This is a genomic window from Streptomyces diacarni (assembly GCF_003323715.1).
Lineage (GTDB): Bacteria > Actinomycetota > Actinomycetes > Streptomycetales > Streptomycetaceae > Streptomyces > Streptomyces diacarni.
In genome coordinates, this window is the sequence record NZ_QOIN01000047.1 from 429358 (window position 1) to 447376 (window position 18019).

The 18019-nt window shown below is 72.0% G+C and carries 15 protein-coding genes; 7 read left to right on the forward strand and 8 right to left on the reverse strand.

What is annotated here, in order from left to right; genetic code table 11:
- Nucleotides 1–88: 88 nt before the first annotated feature.
- The 4 genes from DTL70_RS21240 to DTL70_RS21255 are packed head-to-tail and all read right to left on the reverse strand — an operon-like array spanning nt 89 to nt 3382.
- Entirely contained in the window at nt 89–1045 is a 957-nt protein-coding gene (locus tag DTL70_RS21240; RefSeq protein ID WP_425470388.1) for a complex I subunit 1/NuoH family protein, read from the reverse strand.
- Nucleotides 1045–2307 carry an NADH-quinone oxidoreductase subunit C gene (locus DTL70_RS21245; RefSeq protein WP_245979496.1) on the reverse strand — a complete coding sequence of 421 codons (1263 nt, stop codon included), beginning with the start codon at nt 2305–2307 and terminating at the stop codon, nt 1045–1047. Before DTL70_RS21245 ends, DTL70_RS21240 begins: the two co-directional genes overlap by 1 nt.
- Nucleotides 2304–3020 (reverse strand): NADH-quinone oxidoreductase subunit B, encoded by a 717-nt coding sequence (locus DTL70_RS21250; protein WP_114023544.1) that lies wholly within the window; start codon nt 3018–3020, stop codon nt 2304–2306. Before DTL70_RS21250 ends, DTL70_RS21245 begins: the two co-directional genes overlap by 4 nt.
- Nucleotides 3011–3382: an NADH-quinone oxidoreductase subunit A gene (locus DTL70_RS21255; protein ID WP_114018848.1), complete on the reverse strand. Its 372-nt coding sequence runs from the start codon at nt 3380–3382 to the stop codon at nt 3011–3013. The genes DTL70_RS21250 and DTL70_RS21255 overlap by 10 nt, the downstream gene beginning before the upstream one ends.
- A 317-nt stretch (nt 3383–3699) precedes the next feature.
- Between DTL70_RS21255 and DTL70_RS21260 the strand changes: the two genes are divergently transcribed.
- From DTL70_RS21260 to DTL70_RS21290, 6 genes are all read left to right on the forward strand, one after another.
- Nucleotides 3700–5040 carry a sensor histidine kinase gene (locus tag DTL70_RS21260; protein WP_114023545.1) on the forward strand — a complete coding sequence of 447 codons (1341 nt, stop codon included), beginning with the start codon at nt 3700–3702 and terminating at the stop codon, nt 5038–5040.
- Nucleotides 5041–5270: 230 nt separating this feature from the next.
- Nucleotides 5271–5942, forward strand: a complete 672-nt coding sequence (locus DTL70_RS21265; RefSeq protein ID WP_114023688.1) for a response regulator transcription factor — start codon at nt 5271–5273, stop codon at nt 5940–5942.
- Between the two features lie 237 nt (nt 5943–6179).
- Complete coding sequence (locus DTL70_RS21270; RefSeq protein ID WP_114023546.1) at nt 6180–8117, forward strand: 2-oxoacid:acceptor oxidoreductase subunit alpha; 1938 nt, start codon at nt 6180–6182, stop codon at nt 8115–8117.
- Nucleotides 8110–9240, forward strand: coding sequence for a 2-oxoacid:ferredoxin oxidoreductase subunit beta (locus DTL70_RS21275; protein WP_425470389.1), 1131 nt, complete (start codon nt 8110–8112; stop codon nt 9238–9240). The genes DTL70_RS21270 and DTL70_RS21275 overlap by 8 nt, the downstream gene beginning before the upstream one ends.
- Before the next feature lie 247 nt (nt 9241–9487).
- Nucleotides 9488–10474, forward strand: a complete 987-nt coding sequence (gene rarD, locus DTL70_RS21285) for an EamA family transporter RarD (protein ID WP_114023547.1) — start codon at nt 9488–9490, stop codon at nt 10472–10474.
- A gap of 127 nt (nt 10475–10601) precedes the next feature.
- Nucleotides 10602–11594 carry a DUF6924 domain-containing protein gene (locus DTL70_RS21290; protein ID WP_181861012.1) on the forward strand — a complete coding sequence of 331 codons (993 nt, stop codon included), beginning with the start codon at nt 10602–10604 and terminating at the stop codon, nt 11592–11594.
- On the opposite strand, the gene DTL70_RS21295 is transcribed toward DTL70_RS21290, so the two are convergent.
- From DTL70_RS21295 to DTL70_RS21310, 4 genes are all read right to left on the reverse strand, one after another.
- Nucleotides 11591–12487 carry an ABC transporter permease gene (locus DTL70_RS21295; RefSeq protein WP_114023548.1) on the reverse strand — a complete coding sequence of 299 codons (897 nt, stop codon included), beginning with the start codon at nt 12485–12487 and terminating at the stop codon, nt 11591–11593. The genes DTL70_RS21290 and DTL70_RS21295 overlap by 4 nt on opposite strands.
- The gene (locus tag DTL70_RS21300; RefSeq protein WP_114023549.1) at nt 12474–13439 is read right to left on the reverse strand and encodes an ABC transporter ATP-binding protein; all 966 of its coding nucleotides are present in this window, start codon (nt 13437–13439) and stop codon (nt 12474–12476) included. The genes DTL70_RS21295 and DTL70_RS21300 overlap by 14 nt, the downstream gene beginning before the upstream one ends.
- A 56-nt stretch (nt 13440–13495) precedes the next feature.
- Nucleotides 13496–14755, reverse strand: coding sequence for a LolA family protein (locus tag DTL70_RS21305; protein WP_114023550.1), 1260 nt, complete (start codon nt 14753–14755; stop codon nt 13496–13498).
- A gap of 331 nt (nt 14756–15086) precedes the next feature.
- Nucleotides 15087–16100 (reverse strand): polyprenyl synthetase family protein, encoded by a 1014-nt coding sequence (locus DTL70_RS21310; RefSeq protein WP_114023551.1) that lies wholly within the window; start codon nt 16098–16100, stop codon nt 15087–15089.
- 432 nt (nt 16101–16532) lie between these two features.
- Between DTL70_RS21310 and DTL70_RS21315 the strand changes: the two genes are divergently transcribed.
- Nucleotides 16533–17969, forward strand: a complete 1437-nt coding sequence (locus DTL70_RS21315; RefSeq protein ID WP_245979520.1) for a peptide MFS transporter — start codon at nt 16533–16535, stop codon at nt 17967–17969.
- Nucleotides 17970–18019 lie beyond the last annotated feature (50 nt).

Consider the following 18019-nt stretch of genomic DNA (forward strand, 5'->3'; position numbering starts at 1 on the left):
CCGGAGCCGAAGACCCCGCGCGTGGTCCGGCCCCGCTCCTCGGACGTGCGCTCGGAGGGCGTGCGCTCGGAGGGCGTGGGGGACACGGCTACATCACCACCTTGACGACGCCGGTGAGGGCGATCTGGAAGAGGGCGAGCGGGACGAGCGCGGTCCACGCAAGCCGCTGGATCTGGTCCTCGCGCAGCCTCGGATAACTGACCCGCAGCCAGATCACGCCGAAGGCGAGCACGCCCGTCTTCAGCAGCATCCACAGCCAGCCCAGGCCGTCGGCGGACGGACCGTGCCAGCCGCCGAGGAAGAGCACGGCGGTGAGCGCGGAGAGAACGACGATGCCCGCGTACTCAGCGAGGAGGAACAGTGCGAACCGCAACCCCGTGTACTCGGTGTACGCACCGAAGATGATCTCCGAGTCGGCGATCGGCGCGTCGAAAGGCGGCCGTTGCAGCTCGGCGAGGCCCGCCGTGAAGAAGACGACACCGCCGACGAGCTGCCACGGCAGCCACCACCACTCCCAGACCCCGAGGATGCCCGGAAGCGAGAGAGTGCCGGCCGCCATCGCGACGGAGGCGGCGGCGAGCAGCATCGGCAGCTCGTAGGCCATGAGCTGGGCCGCGGTGCGCAGACCGCCCAGAAGGGAGAACTTGTTGGCCGACGCCCAACCGCCCATCAGCGAGCCGAGGATACCGACGCCCATCACCGCCAGCACGAAGAAGATCCCGGCATCCAGCGCCTGGACCACTCCCCGGCCCGGCGCGACGGGGATCGCGACGAGCACCAGCAGGTAGGGGATCAACGCGAGTGCGGGCGCCAGCTGGAAGACCCGCCGGTCGGCGCCGTCGGGGACGACGTCCTCCTTCTGCGCGAACTTCACACCGTCGGCCACGAGTTGTGCCCACCCGTGGAAACCGCCCGCGTACATGGGCCCGACCCGGCCCTGCATGTGGGCCATGACCTTGTGCTCGGTCTGCCCCACCAGCAAGGGCAGCAGGAGGAAGGCGAGGAAGACGGCGACGATCCGGACGGTCACGTCGAGAGCGTCCATCAGGCTCCGTCCTCCCCGCGGTCGTCGCTGCGGTCGCCTGTGCGGCCGTCACCGCGGTCGGCTCCGTCGCCGTCGCTGCGGTCTTCCTCGGTGCGGGGCTCGTCGCCCGCATCGGTGCGGGAATCGGCGCCCGCATCGGTGCGGGAATCAGCGCCCGCATCGGTGCGGGAATCGGCGTCCTCGGACCCGCTGCCGTGCGCCGGGCGGGCGTGGTGCCACGGGGCGTCGGCGGAACGGGGCGGCTCCGGCGCGGACGGTGCCTCGGTCCCGGGCCGGGGCTCGGTCCCGGATGGCGACTCGGTCGTGGACCGGGGCCCAGCCCCGGACGGCGACTCGGTGGTCGCCGGGCGGTCGCTCTCGGGCTGCTTCGCGGCGGGCTCGGTCTGCCCCGTCGAGGCCTCCTCCGTCGGGGCAGACTCCGTTGGCGCCGCCTCCGTCGAGGCCGACTCCGTCGGGGCCGCCGGGCGTTGGGAGGCCGATCCGGCGCTCGCGGAGCGGTTGCGGCGGGGGCGACGCGGAGCGGCGGATGCCGCGGGGGCGGCTTCGGTGCCCTCCGGTGTGCCGGACGAGTCCGCGCGCTGGGAGGCCGATCCCGTGCCCGCGCTGCGCGCGCGCCGCGGGGTGTCGCCCGCGGCGCGGCGGGAGCGCTCTCGGGTGGGGGCCGGGGGCAGCTGCCCCTTGAGGGGGCCCCACTCGTTGGGGTCGGGGACGCCGGGCGGCAGCATCTGGCGGCGCTTGGGACCGCCGTGCCCGGACTCGCCGGGCTCCTTGGCGCCAGGCCACGCCTTGGCGACCCGCGCGGCCAGCACGAAGTCCTTGCGCAGCGGGTGCCCCTCGAAGGTCTCGGGCAGCAGCAGCGGTTCGAGGTGGGGGTGGTCGGTGAAGTCGACGCCGAACATCTCGTGGGTCTCGCGTTCGTGCCAGGCCGCACCGGCGTAGACGCCGGTGGCGGTCGGCAGGGCGGGCGCCTCGTGCGGGACCGTCGTGCGCAGGAGCAGGCCGCGCACGCCGGCTCCCGCCAGGTGGAGGGCTGCCACGTGGGCGCAGACCTGGAAGCCGGTGCCGGGCTCGTCCACCGCGCTGAGCCAGTCGAAGAAGGTGCAGCCGAGTTCGTCACGGGCCGTGGTGAGCGCGGGGATCCAGGAGTCGGCGGGCACGTCGACGGTGAGCAGGCCGTACGCCTCCGCGGCGCTCGCGCCGTCACCGAACAGTTCGCCGGGCGGGCGCGGCAGCCAGCCGGGGTGCTCGGGCGGCACGGTCACCGTTCCCCCTCCTCGGCTTCGGCCGAGCCGTCGGACGAGCTGTCGGCCGAGGAACCACCGGTACCCGAGCCACCGGTGCCCGCGTTGCCGGATACCGGGCGCGCGGGTGGGGTCACCAGGTCGCTGGTGAGGGCCGCGGCCGAGGGGCCCGGGTCCGTGTCGCGGGCGTGGCCGCACGCGTGGGCGTAGCGGTCGGCGGTCGACTCGGCGGCGATCTTCTCCTGGAGTTTGAGTACGCCCTGGAGCAGCGCTTCGGGGCGGGGCGGGCAGCCGGGCACGTAGACGTCGACGGGGATGATCTGGTCGACGCCCTTGGTGACGGCGTAGGAGTCCCAGTAGGGGCCGCCGCAGTTGGAGCAGGCGCCGAAGGAGATGACGTACTTGGGCTCCGGCATCTGCTCGTACAGGCGTTTGACGGCGGGAGCCATTTTGTCGGTGACCGTGCCGGACACGACCATCAGGTCGGCCTGCCGGGGCCCCGGGGCGAAGGGGATGACGCCGAGCCGGATGAAGTCGTGGCGCGCCATGGAAGCGGCGATGAACTCGATGGCGCAGCAGGCCAGCCCGAAGTTGAAGACCCAGAGGCTGTAGCGGCGGCCCCAGTTGAGGACCACCTTCATCGGCTCGGGGGCCAGCCGCGAGAGCAGGCCGAGCCGGGGGCGGCCCTCGGGGCGCGGGGCCGGTGCGGGGTCAGGGGTGTGCGTTACGTCCATTCCAGGACGCCCTTCTTGTACGCGTACAGCAGCCCGACGGTCAGGAAGCCGAGGAAGACGAACATCTCGGCGAGTGTGATCCCGCCGAAGCCCGGGGCGTCGAAGACCGTCGCCCAGGGGAAGAGGAAGACCGAGTCGACGGCGAAGATGACGTACAGGAAGGCGTAGACGTAGTAGCGGATCTGGGTGTGTGCCCAACCTTCGCCGACCGGGTCGACGCCGCACTCGTAGGTCAGCATCTTCTCGCGGGTGGGGACGACGGGCCGCAGCAGCCGGCCGGCCGAGAAGGCCACGCCCACGAAGAGCACACCGACGACGGCCACCAGCCCGACGACCGCGTAGCCGTGGAAGTAGTCCGGCACCTGTCCCGTCCCGTGTCGGTGGTTGCTTTCGGCGGTTGCTTTCGGTGTCTGCCTTCGACGTTCTGTACGCACGGAGTGTAGGCCCTGCCGCACTCCCGAAGGACAGCAGCGTCACACTCCGGGACGGTCCCGCACCCGGCGCCCTGGCAGTACGCGGAACAGTGCCGGGCGGAGCCCGCGAGGACGCCGGAGCACGGCGCCGGAGCAGGGGTCCGCAGCAGGGGTCCGCAGCACGGGCCCGGGGTGGGGTTAACCCCCGTCACAGGACTGCGGTGCGCAGGATTACCCGCCGCGCCGGAGCGGAGGATCCTTGTGGCATGACCACGGTGACCACGGTGACCCCTCTCCCCCGCCCCTGGTGGCTCGTCCTGTTGCGGGCGCCGCTGGCCCGCCAGTCGATGCGCGAGCTCACGTACGTGGCCACGGGGTTGCCGCTGGCGTGCATCGCCTTCTGTTATGCCTTCGGGGCGCTCGCGTTCGGCGCCGCCCTGCTCATCACCTTCGTCGGGCTGCCGGTGCTGGCGGCCGGCCTGGCGGGGTGCCGGGCTCTGGGGCACCTGGAGCGGGCCAGGGCGCGCGGTCTGCTGGGGCTCGATGTGCAGGAGCCCGAGCCGGTGCGGACGCTGCGGCGGTCGAGCGGGGTGATGTCGTGGATAGGCGCCCTGCTGCGCAGCGGGGTGTCCTGGCGGCACCTGCTCTACGCGCTGCTGCACCTGCCCTGGTCGTTCTTCAGCTGCCTGGCGGCCGGGGCGAGCTGGTGCTCGGGCTGGGCGCTGCTGACCTACCCCGCCTGGGAGTGGCTCTTCCCCCGGTACGCCGACCGTCCCGCCCTCCAGGTCGGTAGCGACGGCATCGTCCTCGGCTCCCGGTGGCCGGCGCACGCCAGGTCGCTGGACGGCCCCGTTGGGCTGGCGATGGTCGCGGGGTGCGGGCTGCTGGTCGTCCTGCTGACGCCGTGGCTGGTCCGCGGTCTGGTGCAGGTCGACAAGGTGCTGGTCGGCGGCCTGCTGGGCCCCTCGTGGCTGGCGGCGCGGGTGACGGAGCTGGAGACGGACCGCGGCGTGGTCGTGGACACGGCGGCGGCCGACCTGCGCCGCATCGAGCGGGACCTGCACGACGGGGCGCAAGCGCGCCTGGTGTCACTGGCGATGGGGCTCGGGATGGCGAAGGAGAAGCTGGGTGAGGATCCCGGGGGCGCGGCCACGGTGGTCGAGGAGGCGCACCAGGAGGTGAAGCTGGCGCTCGGGGAGCTGCGCGACCTGGCGCGCGGGATCCATCCGGCGATCCTCACCGACCGGGGGCTGGGCCCGGCGCTGTCGGCGGTCGCGGCGCGCTGCACCGTTCCGGTCGCGGTCACCGTGGAGCTGCCGCAACGGCCTGCGGCCGCCATCGAGGGGATCGCCTACTTCACCGTCTCGGAGCTGCTGCAGAACATCAGCAAGCACAGCGGCGCGCGCCAGGCGTCGGTGGAGATATGGCGCAGCGGTGAGCGGCTGCTCCTCCAGGTGGCGGACGACGGGCGAGGCGGTGCGTCGGTGGCGGGGGGTTCGGGGCTGGCCGGGCTCGCCGACCGGTTGAGCGCGGTGGACGGGCTGCTGATGGTGCACTCGCCGGCCGGCGGCCCCACGACGGTGACGGCGGAGCTGCCCTGGCGGTGACGGCGGAGCCGCCCCGGCGGTGACAGTAGAGCTGCCCTGGCGGTGGCCGGGGAGCTGCCCTGGCGGCAGGGAGCTGCCCTGGCGGCGTGCCCGCGAGGGCGGGGCGAGCAGGGCGAAAAGGGAAACGGAGCCCGCGATCTGGGATGCTGGGGGCGTCGCCGAGCCGGCGGCCGGGGGCGTGGGGGAAGGGCGTGGGGAGGAACGTGGGGGAGACCATCGGGGAGAACAGCGTGGAGCGCACGGTGCGCGTGGTGATCGCCGAGGATTCCGTTCTGCTGCGGGAGGGGCTGACGCGGCTGCTGACCGACCGGGGGCACGAGGTGGTGGCCGGCGTCTCGGACGGCGAAGCGCTCGTCACCGCGGTGGAGGAGCTGGCCGCGGCAGGGCGGGCACCCGATGTGGTGGTCGCGGACGTGCGGATGCCGCCCACGCACACGGACGAGGGCGTGCGGGCCGCGGTCCGGCTGCGCGCGCGCCATCCGGGGCTTGGGGTGCTGGTGCTCTCGCAGTACGTGGAGGAGCAGTACGCGACGGAGTTGCTGGCCGGGTCGAGCCGCGGGGTGGGCTATCTGCTCAAGGACCGGGTGGCGGACGTGCGGGAGTTCGTGGAGGCGGTCGCGCGGGTCGCGGACGGCGGCACCGCGCTGGATCCGGAGGTGGTGGCCCAGCTGCTGGGGCGCAGCCGCAGACAGGACGCGCTGGCCGGGTTGACGCCGCGGGAGCGTGAGGTGCTGGCCGCGATGGCCGAGGGGCGGACGAACGCGGCGATCGCGGGTGAGCTGGTGGTCAGCCCCGGGGCGGTCGAGAAGCACGTCAGCAACATCTTCGCGAAGCTGGGTCTGCCGCAGAGTGACGCGGATCACCGTCGGGTGCTGGCGGTGCTGCGCTACCTGGACTCCTAGGGTCCGGCGGCGGGCGTGCCTGCGCGAGGAGGTGCTTTCCCGCTGGTCGGAGCGGGTGGGAGGGCGGCAGGTGCGGGCGTGCCGGGGTGCGGCGCTGTCCACGCGGAGGGCCCACGACGCCCGGATGCCCGCGCCCGTCTCACAAATGTGTCCACGATGGGAACAGCTGCGGGAAGGCAACCCTTAGCAACGTACGATGGCTGACGAGCCGCCGCCTTGAGGGAGGTCCGATCCACCGTGACCAGTCAGGTCGAAAGCCCAGCCGGGCCCCAGTCCGGCCCCGGAGGGGGCCAGGGCTTGGGACGGGACGCCGGCAGTAAAGAGGTCAGGCGCCTGGACCGGGTGATCATCCGGTTCGCCGGCGACTCCGGCGACGGCATGCAGCTCACCGGAGACCGCTTCACGTCGGAGACGGCCTCGTTCGGCAACGACTTGTCGACGCTGCCGAACTTCCCGGCGGAGATCCGCGCCCCCGCGGGCACGCTGCCGGGCGTCTCCAGCTTCCAGCTGCACTTCGCCGACCACGACATCCTCACGCCGGGTGACGCGCCCAACGTGCTGGTGGCGATGAACCCGGCCGCGTTGAAGGCGAACATCGCGGACGTGCCGCGCGGCGCCGAGATCATCGTCAACACGGACGAGTTCACCAAGCGGGCGATGGCGAAGGTCGGCTACGCCGGCAGCCCGCTCGAGGACGGTTCGCTGGACGGCTACCGCGTGCACCAGGTGCCGCTGACGACGCTGACCGTCGAGGCGCTCAAGGGCTTCGAGCTGGGCCGCAAGGAGGCCGGGCGGTCGAAGAACATGTTCGCGCTCGGTCTGCTGTCGTGGATGTACCACAGGCCCACCGAGCAGACCGAGGCCTTCCTGCGGTCGAAGTTCGCGAAGAAGCCGGACATCGCCGAGGCGAATATCGGGGCGTTCCGCGCGGGGTGGAACTTCGGCGAGACGACGGAGGACTTCGCGGTCTCCTACGAGGTCGCGCCGGCCTCGTCCGCCTTTCCCCCGGGCACCTACCGCAACATCTCGGGAAACCTGGCCCTCTCCTACGGGCTGGTCGCCGCCTCCCAGCAGGCGGACCTGCCGCTGTTCCTGGGCTCGTACCCGATCACTCCGGCGTCCGACGTGCTGCACGAGCTGAGCAAGCACAAGAACTTCGGGGTGCGCTCCTTCCAGGCCGAGGACGAGATCGCGGGCATCGGCGCCGCGCTGGGTGCCGCGTTCGGCGGTTCGCTCGCGGTGACCACTACGTCGGGCCCGGGCGTGGCGCTCAAGTCGGAGACGATCGGGCTGGCCGTCTCGCTGGAACTGCCGATGCTGATCATCGACATCCAGCGCGGCGGTCCCTCCACGGGCCTGCCGACCAAGACGGAGCAGGCGGATCTGCTCCAGGCGATGTACGGGCGCAACGGCGAGGCGCCGGTGCCGATCGTGGCGCCGTCCACCCCGGCCGACTGCTTCACGGCGGCGCTGGACGCGGCGCGCATCGCGCTCACCTACCGGACGCCGGTGTTCCTTCTCTCGGACGGCTACCTGGCCAACGGCTCCGAGCCGTGGCGGATCCCGGACGTGGACGACCTGCCCGACCTGCGCGTGCGGTTCGCCTCGGGCACCAACCACGAGCTGGACGACGGCACCGAGGTCTTCTGGCCCTACAAGCGCGATCCCCACACGCTGGCCCGGCCGTGGGCGGTGCCCGGCACCCCCGGTCTCGAACACCGCATCGGCGGTATCGAGAAGCAGGACGGCACGGGCAACATCTCCTACGACCCGGCCAACCACGACTTCATGGTCCGCACCCGCCAGGCGAAGGTGGACGGCGTCGAGGTCCCCGACACGGAGGTCGACGACCCGAGCGGGGACGCGAAGCTGCTCGTCCTGGGCTGGGGTTCGACGTACGGGCCGATCACCGCCGCGGTGCGCCGGGTCAGGGCCGCCGGTGACGAGATCGCGCAGGCCCATCTGCGCCACCTCAACCCGTTCCCGCGGAATCTGAGCGAGGTGCTGGGGCGTTACGAGAAGGTCGTCATCCCGGAGATGAACCTGGGCCAGCTCGCCACCCTGATCCGCGCCAGGTATCTGGTCGACGCGCAGTCGTACACGCAGGTGCGCGGTCTGCCGTTCAAGGCCGAGCAGCTCGCGACCGCACTCAAGGAGGCCCTCGCACATGGCTGAGACGTCCCCCGGTCTCGCGCAGGAGACCGCCCCGGCCCAGTCGGCCGGGGCGCCGCCGGCGCCCGAGGCGCTGTCGCTGGTGCCCCGCGCCGTGGGCAAGCAGTCGATGAAGGACTTCAAGTCCGACCAGGAGGTGCGCTGGTGCCCCGGGTGCGGTGACTACGCCGTCCTGGCGGCCGTCCAGGGCTTCATGCCGGAGCTGGGGCTGGCGAAGGAGAACATCGTCTTCGTCTCCGGGATCGGCTGCTCATCCCGCTTCCCGTACTACATGAACACCTACGGGATGCACTCCATCCACGGCCGCGCCCCGGCCATCGCCACGGGCCTGGCCAGTTCGCGGCGCGATCTGAGCGTGTGGGTGGTCACCGGTGACGGCGACGCGCTGTCCATCGGCGGCAACCACCTCATCCACGCGCTGCGCCGCAACGTCAACCTGAAGATCCTGCTGTTCAACAACCGGATCTACGGGCTGACGAAGGGCCAGTACAGCCCGACCTCCGAGGCCGGGAAGATCACCAAGTCGACGCCGATGGGGTCGCTGGACACGCCGTTCAACCCGGTGTCGCTGGCGCTGGGGGCGGAGTCCTCGTTCGTCGCCCGTACGGTCGACTCGGACCGCAAGCACCTCACGAGCGTGCTGAGGGCCGCCGCCGACCACCCGGGCACGGCGCTGGTGGAGATCTACCAGAACTGCAACATCTTCAACGACGGCGCCTTCGAGGTGCTCAAGGACAAGGAACAGGCGCAGGAAGCCGTGATTCCGCTGGAGCACGGCCGGCCGATCAGGTTCGGCGCGCCGGCCGAGGACGGTCTCGGCTCCCGGGGCGTCGTGCGGGATCCGGCCACCGGCGACCTGCGGATCATCGACGTGACCGAGGAGGGCACCGAGGGCGTTCTGGTGCACGACGCGCAGGCCGCGACGCCCACGACGGCGTTCGCGCTCTCCCGGCTCGCCGACCCGGACACGCTGCACCACACCCCGATCGGTGTGCTGCGGGATGTGCGCCGGCCCGTCTACGACACCGAGATGGCCAGCCAGCTCGAACACGCGGCCGAACAGGGTGGCAAGGGCGATCTGTCCGCGCTGCTGCACGGCAACGACACCTGGACGGTCGTGGGCTGAGCCCACCCCGCTCCGCCTCCCGGCAGGGCCCGGCACCCCGCGGTGCCGGGCCCTGCCGCGTCTCACCCGCCCCTCCGAGGACCGGCGGAACCGACAGGACCGACAGGACCGACAGGACCGACAGGACCGACAGGACCGACAGGACCGACAGGACCATAATTCAGTACGGAAATGACAAGAAGGGAGCCCTCCGGCTACCTTCGAGAGGCCGACACACCACACCTGGACCAGAAGGCGGGGAGGGCTCATGGGAGCACCGAGCGCGCAGCGCACAGGCCTGCTGTTCGGCTTCGCGGCGTACGGACTGTGGGGGCTGCTCCCGCTGTACTGGCACGCCCTCGCCGACACCGGCGCAGGCGAGGTGCTCGCCCACCGCATGGTGTGGTCGCTGCCCACGGCCCTGGTGATCCTCGCGTTGCTGCGCCGCTGGTCGTGGGTGACGGCGCTGGTGCGGCAGCCCAAAACGCTCGGTCTGCTGGTGCTGGCGGCCACCGTGATCTCCGTCAACTGGGGACTGTTCATCTGGTCGGTCAGCGCCGACAAGGTCCTGGAGTCGTCCCTGGGCTACTTCATCAACCCGCTGGTCTCCATCGCCTTCGGCGTGCTGCTGCTGCGCGAGAGGCTGCGCGTCGCCCAGTGGGTCGCCGTCGGCATCGGCGCCCTCGCCGTCGTCGTGATGACCGCCGCCTACGGCAGGCTGCCGTGGGTCTCCCTCTGCCTGGCGTTCAGCTTCGCCACCTACGGCCTGATCAAGAAGCACATCAAACTCGAAGGGGTGGAGAGCTTCAGCGCCGAGACCGCCGTGCAGTTCCTGCCGGCCCTGGGCTTCCTGCTCTTCCTCGGCGCCCGCGGCGACTCCTCCTTCACCACGGAGGGCCTCGGCCACGCGCTGCTGCTGGCCTGCGCGGGCGTGGCCACCGCGCTGCCGCTCATCTTCTTCGGCAGCGCCGCCGTACGGCTGCCGCTCTCGACGATCGGCCTCTTGCAGTACCTCGCCCCGGCGTTCATGTTCGTCCTGGGCCTCACCGTCTTCCACGAGGAGATGCCGCCCGAGCGCTGGGCGGGCTTCGGCCTGGTGTGGGTGGCGCTGTGCCTGCTGACATGGGACGCCCTGCGCAACGCCCACAAGGGCCGCGCCGCTCTGCGCGCCGCGGCGGCACGCGCCCGCGCACAGGGCGAGGAGGACGAGGAGAGCGCTACTCCCGCCGTCACGGAGGCGTCCCCGCACGCGTGAACCGTCCCCGCTCCCCGTGGAGGCGGACCTGTGCCCGGGGGCAGGACAGGAGAACCGGGCGTTGTCAGAGCCGGCGGATAGAACTGAGCGACTGACAGTCCACCGCGATGCTCACGAGGTACCCCTGATGCGTCCTGCCCTGCCCCTGCCTCCGGCCGATGGCGGTCCGCGAGTGTTCGGCATGCTGCTGCTGCGCACCCACCACGGCGACGACGACGCCTGGCGTGACGTGCTCTCCCGTATGGGCGCACTGCCTGGTCTCGTCGCGCCGCGCCCGCCGGGCGAGGCCCACGCGGTGGTGCGGGAGCCCATTCCCCGGCGCCTGGTCGTGGTGGACGACCGCGCCTGGCAGGGCACCACCGCGCAGGAGGTGGGCGAGGCCCTGGACGGCGGCGGGACGTGGATACCCGACCTGGTCCTGATGGCCGACGAGGGCACCACGGCCGACCCCCACCTGCGTCCGCTGCTGGCGTTCCGCGGCACCGACGGGGGCGCGTTCCGGATCACGCCCCGCCAAGCGGCCCTGACCCACCTGGTGCTGCACCGCCCGTACCAGGAATTCACCCTGGAGCGTTTCGAGGAGGAGGCCCCCGCCGGACCCGACGAGGACGAGACCGCGGCGGGCGAGGAGGACGACCTCCCCGATCCTGTGGGGACCTGCCTGGAGTCGCTGAACCCGCCACCGCGCTACGAACCCCCGACCCTGGCTCTGCCCCTGCTCACCCAGGAGAACTTCGGTCTGCTCGTGCGTACCGACTTCGCCGAGGACGCCGCCTGGTCCTCGTTCCTGGACACCATCCACCGCCCGGGGCCCGGCTATGACGACCCCGTCGAGGACTTCAGCGACTGCGTCGACACCGTGGACGACCCGGCGTTCGAGGGCTGCAGCCCGGAGCAGCTCATGGCGCTGGTCCGCGACAGCGAGGACTCAGGGCAGATGACCGCAGACCTCGTTCTGATCGCCGACGGGGCCACCATGCGCGACCCCGGTCACCGCGTCCTGGCCGTGCCCCTGGAGGGACCCATCGGGCACGCCTTCCGGGTGATACCCGAGCAGGTCGGGAGCATGGTGAGCAATCTGGCGATCGGCAACATGAGCGTCGAGGACTTCATGGACTAGACGGTGATGTCCCGGGCGCCGAACCTCGCCCAGGCGGCCGAGCCGAACACGGCGGCGTACAGGGCCTGGAGGCCGAGGTTTTTGAGCAGGTCGTCCCAGTAGACGGGGTCTCTGAGCAGGTCGGCGAAGCTGAGCCAGTAGTGGGTGAACAGGAACGGGTGGATCTCGTCCAGCTGCGGGATCGCGCCCAGGATCTGCACGGTGATCAGCAGGCCGACCGTCGCCGCCATGGCGGCGACGCCGCTGTTGGTGAGCGTCGAGATGAACAGGCCGAGCGCCGCGAGGCCGACGAGGCTGAGCGCGACCGTCACGGCGATGGCCGCGGCGCGCAACAGCCCTTCGCCGAAGGAGACGGAGGTGCCCGACAGCAGGGTGACCTGCCCGGTCGGGAAGAGGAGCGCTCCGGTCGCCAGCGCGAACACGGCGACCGTCGCCGTCGCGGCCAGGCAGAACGCCAGGACGGCTGAGAACTTCGCCAGCAGCAGCCGGGTGCGGCCCGCGGGGGCGACCAGCAGGTAGCGCAGGGTGCCCGCGCCGGCCTCGCCCGCCACGGCGTCTCCCGCGATCACCCCGACGGTCATCGGCAGGAAGAACGGCAGGGTGGCGGCCAGGGCGGTGAAGACCAGGAACAGCCCGTTGCCGGTGACCTGGGAGAGGAAGGCGGGTCCTCCTTCGCCGCCGCCGATCGACCCGCCGTCGCCGGTCTCGATCTTCACCGCGATGCCGACGAGGACCGGTACGGCGGCCAGCACCGCCAGCAGTGCCAGGGTGCGCCAGCGCCGGAAGGTGACGGCCAGCTCGCTGCGGAAGAGCCCCAGTGTCCACACCGCACGGGCGGGCCGCGTCGGGGAGTGAGGCGCCAGGCCGCCGGTCGCCGTCTCAGCCTGCGACATCGAAGCCCTCCCCGGTGAGCGAGACGAACACGTCTTCGAGCGAGGCGCGCCGCAGCCCGAATGAGCGGACGCGGACCCCGGCGCGCACCAGCGCCGCGTTGAGGTCCGCGAGATCGCGTGCGGGCGGCGGCTCGCCGCTGACCTCTTCCCCGTCGGTGACCAGGTCGGCCACGCCCGCCTCCTTGAGCACCCTGGCGGCCTCGCCGGGGTCTGGCGTGGTGACGGCCAGCCTGCCGCGTGCGCCCGCCGACATCTGCGCGACCGTGCCCTGGGTGACCAGGCGCCCCCGGTGCATCACGGCGGTGTGGGTGCAGACCTGCTCGATCTCGTCGAGCAGGTGCGAGGAGAGGAAGACGGTGATGCCGTCGTCGGCCAGCTCCCGTACCAGGGAGCGGATCTCCCGCATGCCCTGCGGGTCGAGGCCGTTGGTCGGCTCGTCCAGGACGAGCAGCTCGCGCGGCTGGAGCAGCGCGGCGGCCAGCCCCAGCCGCTGCTTCATGCCGAGCGAGTAGGCGCGCGCCTTCTTGGCGGCCGCGGCCGCCAGGCCCACCCGCTCCAGCGCCCGGTCGGCGCGTGCGGCGCGGGTGCGCGGGTCGGCGGTGGGGTCGGCCGCGTCGTAGCGCAGCAGGTTCTCCCGCCCGGTCAGGAAGCCGTAGAGCGCAGGACCCTCGATGAGGGCGCCCACGCGGGGCAGGACGCGCCGGGCCGAGCCCGGCATCGGCGCGCCGAGGACGTGGGCGGCGCCGTCGGTGGGTTCGATCAGGCCGAGCAGCATCCGGATGGTCGTCGTCTTGCCCGAGCCGTTGGGGCCCAGGAAGCCGAAGACGCTGCCGCGCGGCACGGACAGGTCGAGGCCTTCGACGGCGAGCTGACCGCCGCGGTAGCGCTTGGTGAGCCCCTGGGTGGAGATCACGGCGCCCTGCTCCTGATGTGCGGCGGTCGGCTCGCTCATGTGCCCCCTTCGCTGGTGCCGTCGCTTCGCGGATGGCCGTCGGCCGTCAGGACCGGTTACCGGGCCGCCTGGTTGGCGGCCTTCACGAGACCTTCCTTGGTGACGGCTCCGACGTAGAGGTCGCCGTCGTCGGTCAGCAGGGCGTTGACCAGGCGGGTGCTGATGACCCTGCCGGTGCCGAAGTCGCCCTTGACCTCCTTCGTGAAGCCGTCCAGCAGCTTCTGGGCCTGCTCGCCGCTCCCGCCGCCGGGCTTTGCGCCCGCCGCGGGGCCGAGACCGCCCGGCATCCCGGTGTCGATCCTGGCGACCTTGGACCAGTCGCCGGCACCCTCGTTGACGATCTTCGCCCCGGAGAGCCCGGCCAGTCCCTCGGGCGCCTTCGGGGCGGAGCCCTGGTGCGGCTTCGCCTCGGTGACGTCGGCGCCCTTGGGCGGCGTGAAGCGGAAGTCGGCCGGGTCGGGCTTACCGAAGTCGATCTTGGTGTAGGCCATCTCGACGGCCGGCTCGTCGCCCTCCTTGGGGGTGAGGGTGAACTTCAGCGGCAGCCCCTTGTCGGCGTCGACGGCTATCCGGACGGACTCGACCGTGGACTCCGGCGCCCCCTTGGGCTTGATGACGAGCTGGTAGGCGTCGCGCCCCGCGACCTTCGCGGTGCCGTCGACCGTCACGGAGGTGGACGTGTCGACGGCCTTGAGCGCCTGCTTCGCGGCCTGCTGCGGGGTGAGCGACCCGGGCGTCGCACCGGAGGCCGGACCGGCCGCGTCGTCGCCCTTGCCCTTCTTGCCGTGCGCGCCCTTCGGCACCGTGGAGTGCCAGGCGGCGTTGGCCGCGCTGTCGTACGCCCACAGCTGGCGCCCGTTGTGGATGAGGCTGTACTCGCCGGTGGACTCCAGGACGGAGACGCGCTGCTTGTCGGGTCCTGCGGCGGCGAAGCGGAGGGTGTGCTCCCCGGAGGCGAGCTTCGTCAGCTCGGAGCCCGGGGAGACGTCGGGCTTCTCGCTCTTGTCGTTCTCGGCGCGGTCACCCGAGCCGTGCGGACCGCCGAAGCCGCCGCCCGAGCCGCCGTCAGAGCCGCCCGGCAGCGAGGGCAGACCCAGATCGGTGCTGACCTTCACCGTTCCGGACAGGTGTTCGACGTTGGCCTTGGTCATCTTGGCGACCAGCTCCTCCGCGCTGATCTTGGGCAGGTCGGGATCGCCAGAGCTGGCGAGCGCGGGCACCAGGCCGACGGTCGCGGCGGCCACCCCGGCGACCGCGACCGGCACGCCGTAGCGCACCATCCTGCGCCGGGAACTCCTCGGTTGGATCTGTGCCATCTGTCTGTCCTACCTCCGTGATCGGCGGCGGCTGAAAAGGTCGCACTCGTCCACCCCTCGCCGCCATTCTCACCCGAATCGGTGCGGGGTGGGCTGCTCCTATGGCAACAAATCCCCCGCTCCGCCGCGTCAACCGCCGGAGGCAGATCCCGCTACTCCCCCGGGATGACGCGCCCTCCGCCTTTCGGTTGCCGCCCGCACGAGTCATCTCAGGGTCGGCACGGTGCAGTTCGGCCCACACGAGGCCCGCGCAAGCCCGCCCGAGGCCCGCACAAGCCCGCCCGAGGGCCGTCGGACATCCGCCCGAGGGCCGTCAGAAGGTGAGAAGCCGTCAGCCCGCCCGGTCCACCACGGCGGTGCACAGTGCCGCCAGGGCCTCCTTGGCGGCGTTGTCCGGCAGCGGCGCCAGCATCTCGCGGGCCTCGTCGGCGTAGCGGACGGTCGTGCGTCTGGCCTGCTCCAGCGCCGGGTGGGCGCGCAGCCGGGCCAGCGCGTCGGCGAGCCGGGCGTCGTCGGACAGGTCCCCGTCGAGCAGGGCGCACAGCTCGCGGTCCTCGCGACTCGCCTCGGGGCGCGCGGCGCGGGCCCTGACGTAGAGGACCGGCAGTGTGGCGATCCCCTCGCGCAGGTCGGTGCCGGGGGTCTTGCCCGACTCGTGCTCGTCGCTGGCGATGTCGAGCACGTCGTCGGCGAGCTGGAAGGCGACACCGACGCGCTCGCCGTACTGCGTGAGCACCGAGACGGTCCGCTCGTCGGCGCCCGACATCATGGCGCCGAAGCGGCCCGCGACGGCGATCAGGGAGCCGGTCTTGCCGGCGATGACCTCGAGGTAGTGGTCGATGGCGTCGTGGCCCTCGGCGGGGCCCGCCGTCTCCAGGATCTGCCCGGTGACCAGGCGTTCGAACGCCTCGGCCTGGATGCGGACGGCCTCGGGGCCGAGGTCGGCCAGTATGTGGGAGGCGCGGGAGAAGAGGAAGTCACCGGTGAGGACGGCGACCGAGTTGTCCCAGTTGGCGTTGGCGCTGGGCACCCCGCGCCGCACGTCGGCCTCGTCCATGACGTCGTCGTGGTAGAGCGTCGCGAGGTGGGTCAGCTCGACGACGACCGCGGAAGGGACGACACCGGGCGCGTGCGGATCGCCGAACTGCGCCCCGAGCATCACCAGCAGCGGCCGGAACCTTTTCCCTCCGGCCCGCACCAGGTGCTGGGCCGCGCCCGTTATGAACGGCACGTCGCTCTTGGTGGCCTCGATGAGGCCCTCCTCGACGGCCGCCAATCCCGACAAGGTATCGGCTTCGAGAGCCTGGTCCCGCACGCTCAGCCCGAAGGGCCCGACGACGGTCACGAGGGGTACTCCTGTCTGCGTACGTGGAACGAACAGGTACGGATGGCCTACTGCTGCTCGACTGCTGTCGCGCTTGCGGACCGCGGGTGGCACGCGTGGGCCGAGGGCCACCCTCCGCTCTCTCCTGGCAGCGTAACCGGTCACATAACGATCACGGTCGGCGCCTGCCCAGCAGAACGTTCTTGGCGCGCAATGCGGAGATATACGGGATATGTTGCACGTCACCCGTTAGGTGCGGTTTGCAAGCGAGCGTCCGGGACAGCAGAGGCACTCGAATCGCCGAACGTGTCAGGAGCACCACCCGTGTCCCCCAGATCCAGCCAGGACCCGACGCCGCACGGACAGGACGGAGGCGCAAACCCTACGTCCCCCGACGGGCCCGCGGACACCGCGGGGTCCGCCGGCGACGCGGCGCCCACCGGGCGTGACTTCCTGGGGCACCCCCGCGGGCTGCTCCCCCTGTCGGGCCTGGAGGTCTGGGAACGCTTCTCGTTCCTGGGCATGCAGGCCATCCTGGTCCTCTTCTTCTCCGCCACCGCGGCCGACGGGGGTCTGGGCATGGAGCCCGGCGCCGCCGCCTCCGTCGCGGCCGGCTACAGCACCCTGGTCTACCTGCTGTCGGTGGCGGGCGGGTGGATCGCCGACCGGATGCTCGGCTCCTACCGCTCGGTCCTCTACGGCGCCCTGCTCATCGCCTGCGGCCACTACGCGATGGCGATTCCGGCCGCCGCCTCCACGTGGATCGGCCTGGGGCTGATCAGCGCCGGCACGGGCATGCTCAAGCCGAACGTCGCCGCCATGGTCGGCAAGCTCTACTCGGCCACCGACGAGCGCAGGGACGCCGGCTTCTCGCTCTACTACATGAGCATCAACATCGGCGCCTTCCTCGGCCCGATCGTCACGGGGCTGCTGGGCGAGGACGTCGACTGGCACTGGGGCTTCTCCGCGGCGGCGGTCGGCATGACGTTCGGCATCATCCAGTACGTCGCAGGACACCGGCACCTGGCGGGACGCAAGGAGGGCGCCGAGTTCGCGCTGCCGCCCGCCGCCATGCGCCGCGCGGTGTGGCTGATCGCGGCCGGTCTCGTGGTGGTGGCCGGGGCGTGCGTGGCGCTGTCGCTCGGGGGCGCGCTGACACTGTCGGGCTTCGTGGACGCGCTGACGTACGTGTCGATGGCGGCGCCCGTCGCCTACTTCGCCGTCATGTGGCGCAGCCCCCGGGTGACGCCGCAGGAGCGGGGCAGGCTGCGGCCCTTCCTCGTGCTGTGGCTGGCCTCCGTGGCGTTCAACTTCGTGCTCTTCCAGTCGTACACGGTCCTGGTGCTGCTCACGGACAACCATGTGAACACCAGCGTCTTCGGCTACCACGCGCCCTCCAGCTGGATCAGTTCGGCGCTGGGTGCCGTCTCGGTGCTCTCCGCGCCGTTCATCGCGGGCGCCTGGCAGCGGATGGGGCCGCGGCAGCCGCAGGCCTCGAACAAGCTGGCGTTCGGCGTGCTGCTGGGCGGTCTCGGCTTCCTCGTGCTCGTCCCCGTCCTGCTGGGCAAGTCGGGGGACGGCTGGCAGATCAGCCTGGTGTGGATCGTGCTGGCGGTGCTGTTCATCGGCGTCGGTGACGTGCTGCTGGAGTCCACCGGGCTGTCGGCGACGAGCAAGCTGGCACCGGCCGCCTTCAGCAGCCAGGCGCTCGCCCTGTGGTTCCTCTCACTCGCCCTGGCCACCGGCGTCCAGGCGCAGACGGTGAAGTTCTACGGCCGGATCGCGGACAGCCTCTACTTCACGCTCAACGGTGCCGTCGCCGTCGTCGTCGGGCTCGCCGTCCTCGCCGTGGCCCCGTGGCTGCGCCGCACCATGCACCCGATCCACTGAGCGCGCCCGGCACCCGATCCACTGAGCGCGCACGGGCCCGCCACCCCGCC

Bases quoted from the DNA above. Each gene is read 5' to 3' on its own strand.
- DTL70_RS21260 (WP_114023545.1), top strand. From the start codon at position 3,700: ATGACCACGGTGACCACGGTGACCCCTCTCCCCCGCCCCTGGTGGCTC.
- rarD (WP_114023547.1), top strand. From the start codon at position 9,488: ATGGGAGCACCGAGCGCGCAGCGCACAGGCCTGCTGTTCGGCTTCGCG.
- DTL70_RS21305 (WP_114023550.1), bottom strand. From the start codon at position 14,755: ATGGCACAGATCCAACCGAGGAGTTCCCGGCGCAGGATGGTGCGCTAC.
- DTL70_RS21240 (WP_425470388.1), bottom strand. From the start codon at position 1,045: ATGGACGCTCTCGACGTGACCGTCCGGATCGTCGCCGTCTTCCTCGCC.
- DTL70_RS21300 (WP_114023549.1), bottom strand. From the start codon at position 13,439: ATGAGCGAGCCGACCGCCGCACATCAGGAGCAGGGCGCCGTGATCTCC.
- DTL70_RS21290 (WP_181861012.1), top strand. From the start codon at position 10,602: ATGCGTCCTGCCCTGCCCCTGCCTCCGGCCGATGGCGGTCCGCGAGTG.
- DTL70_RS21275 (WP_425470389.1), top strand. From the start codon at position 8,110: ATGGCTGAGACGTCCCCCGGTCTCGCGCAGGAGACCGCCCCGGCCCAG.
- DTL70_RS21250 (WP_114023544.1), bottom strand. From the start codon at position 3,020: ATGGACGTAACGCACACCCCTGACCCCGCACCGGCCCCGCGCCCCGAG.
- DTL70_RS21295 (WP_114023548.1), bottom strand. From the start codon at position 12,487: ATGTCGCAGGCTGAGACGGCGACCGGCGGCCTGGCGCCTCACTCCCCG.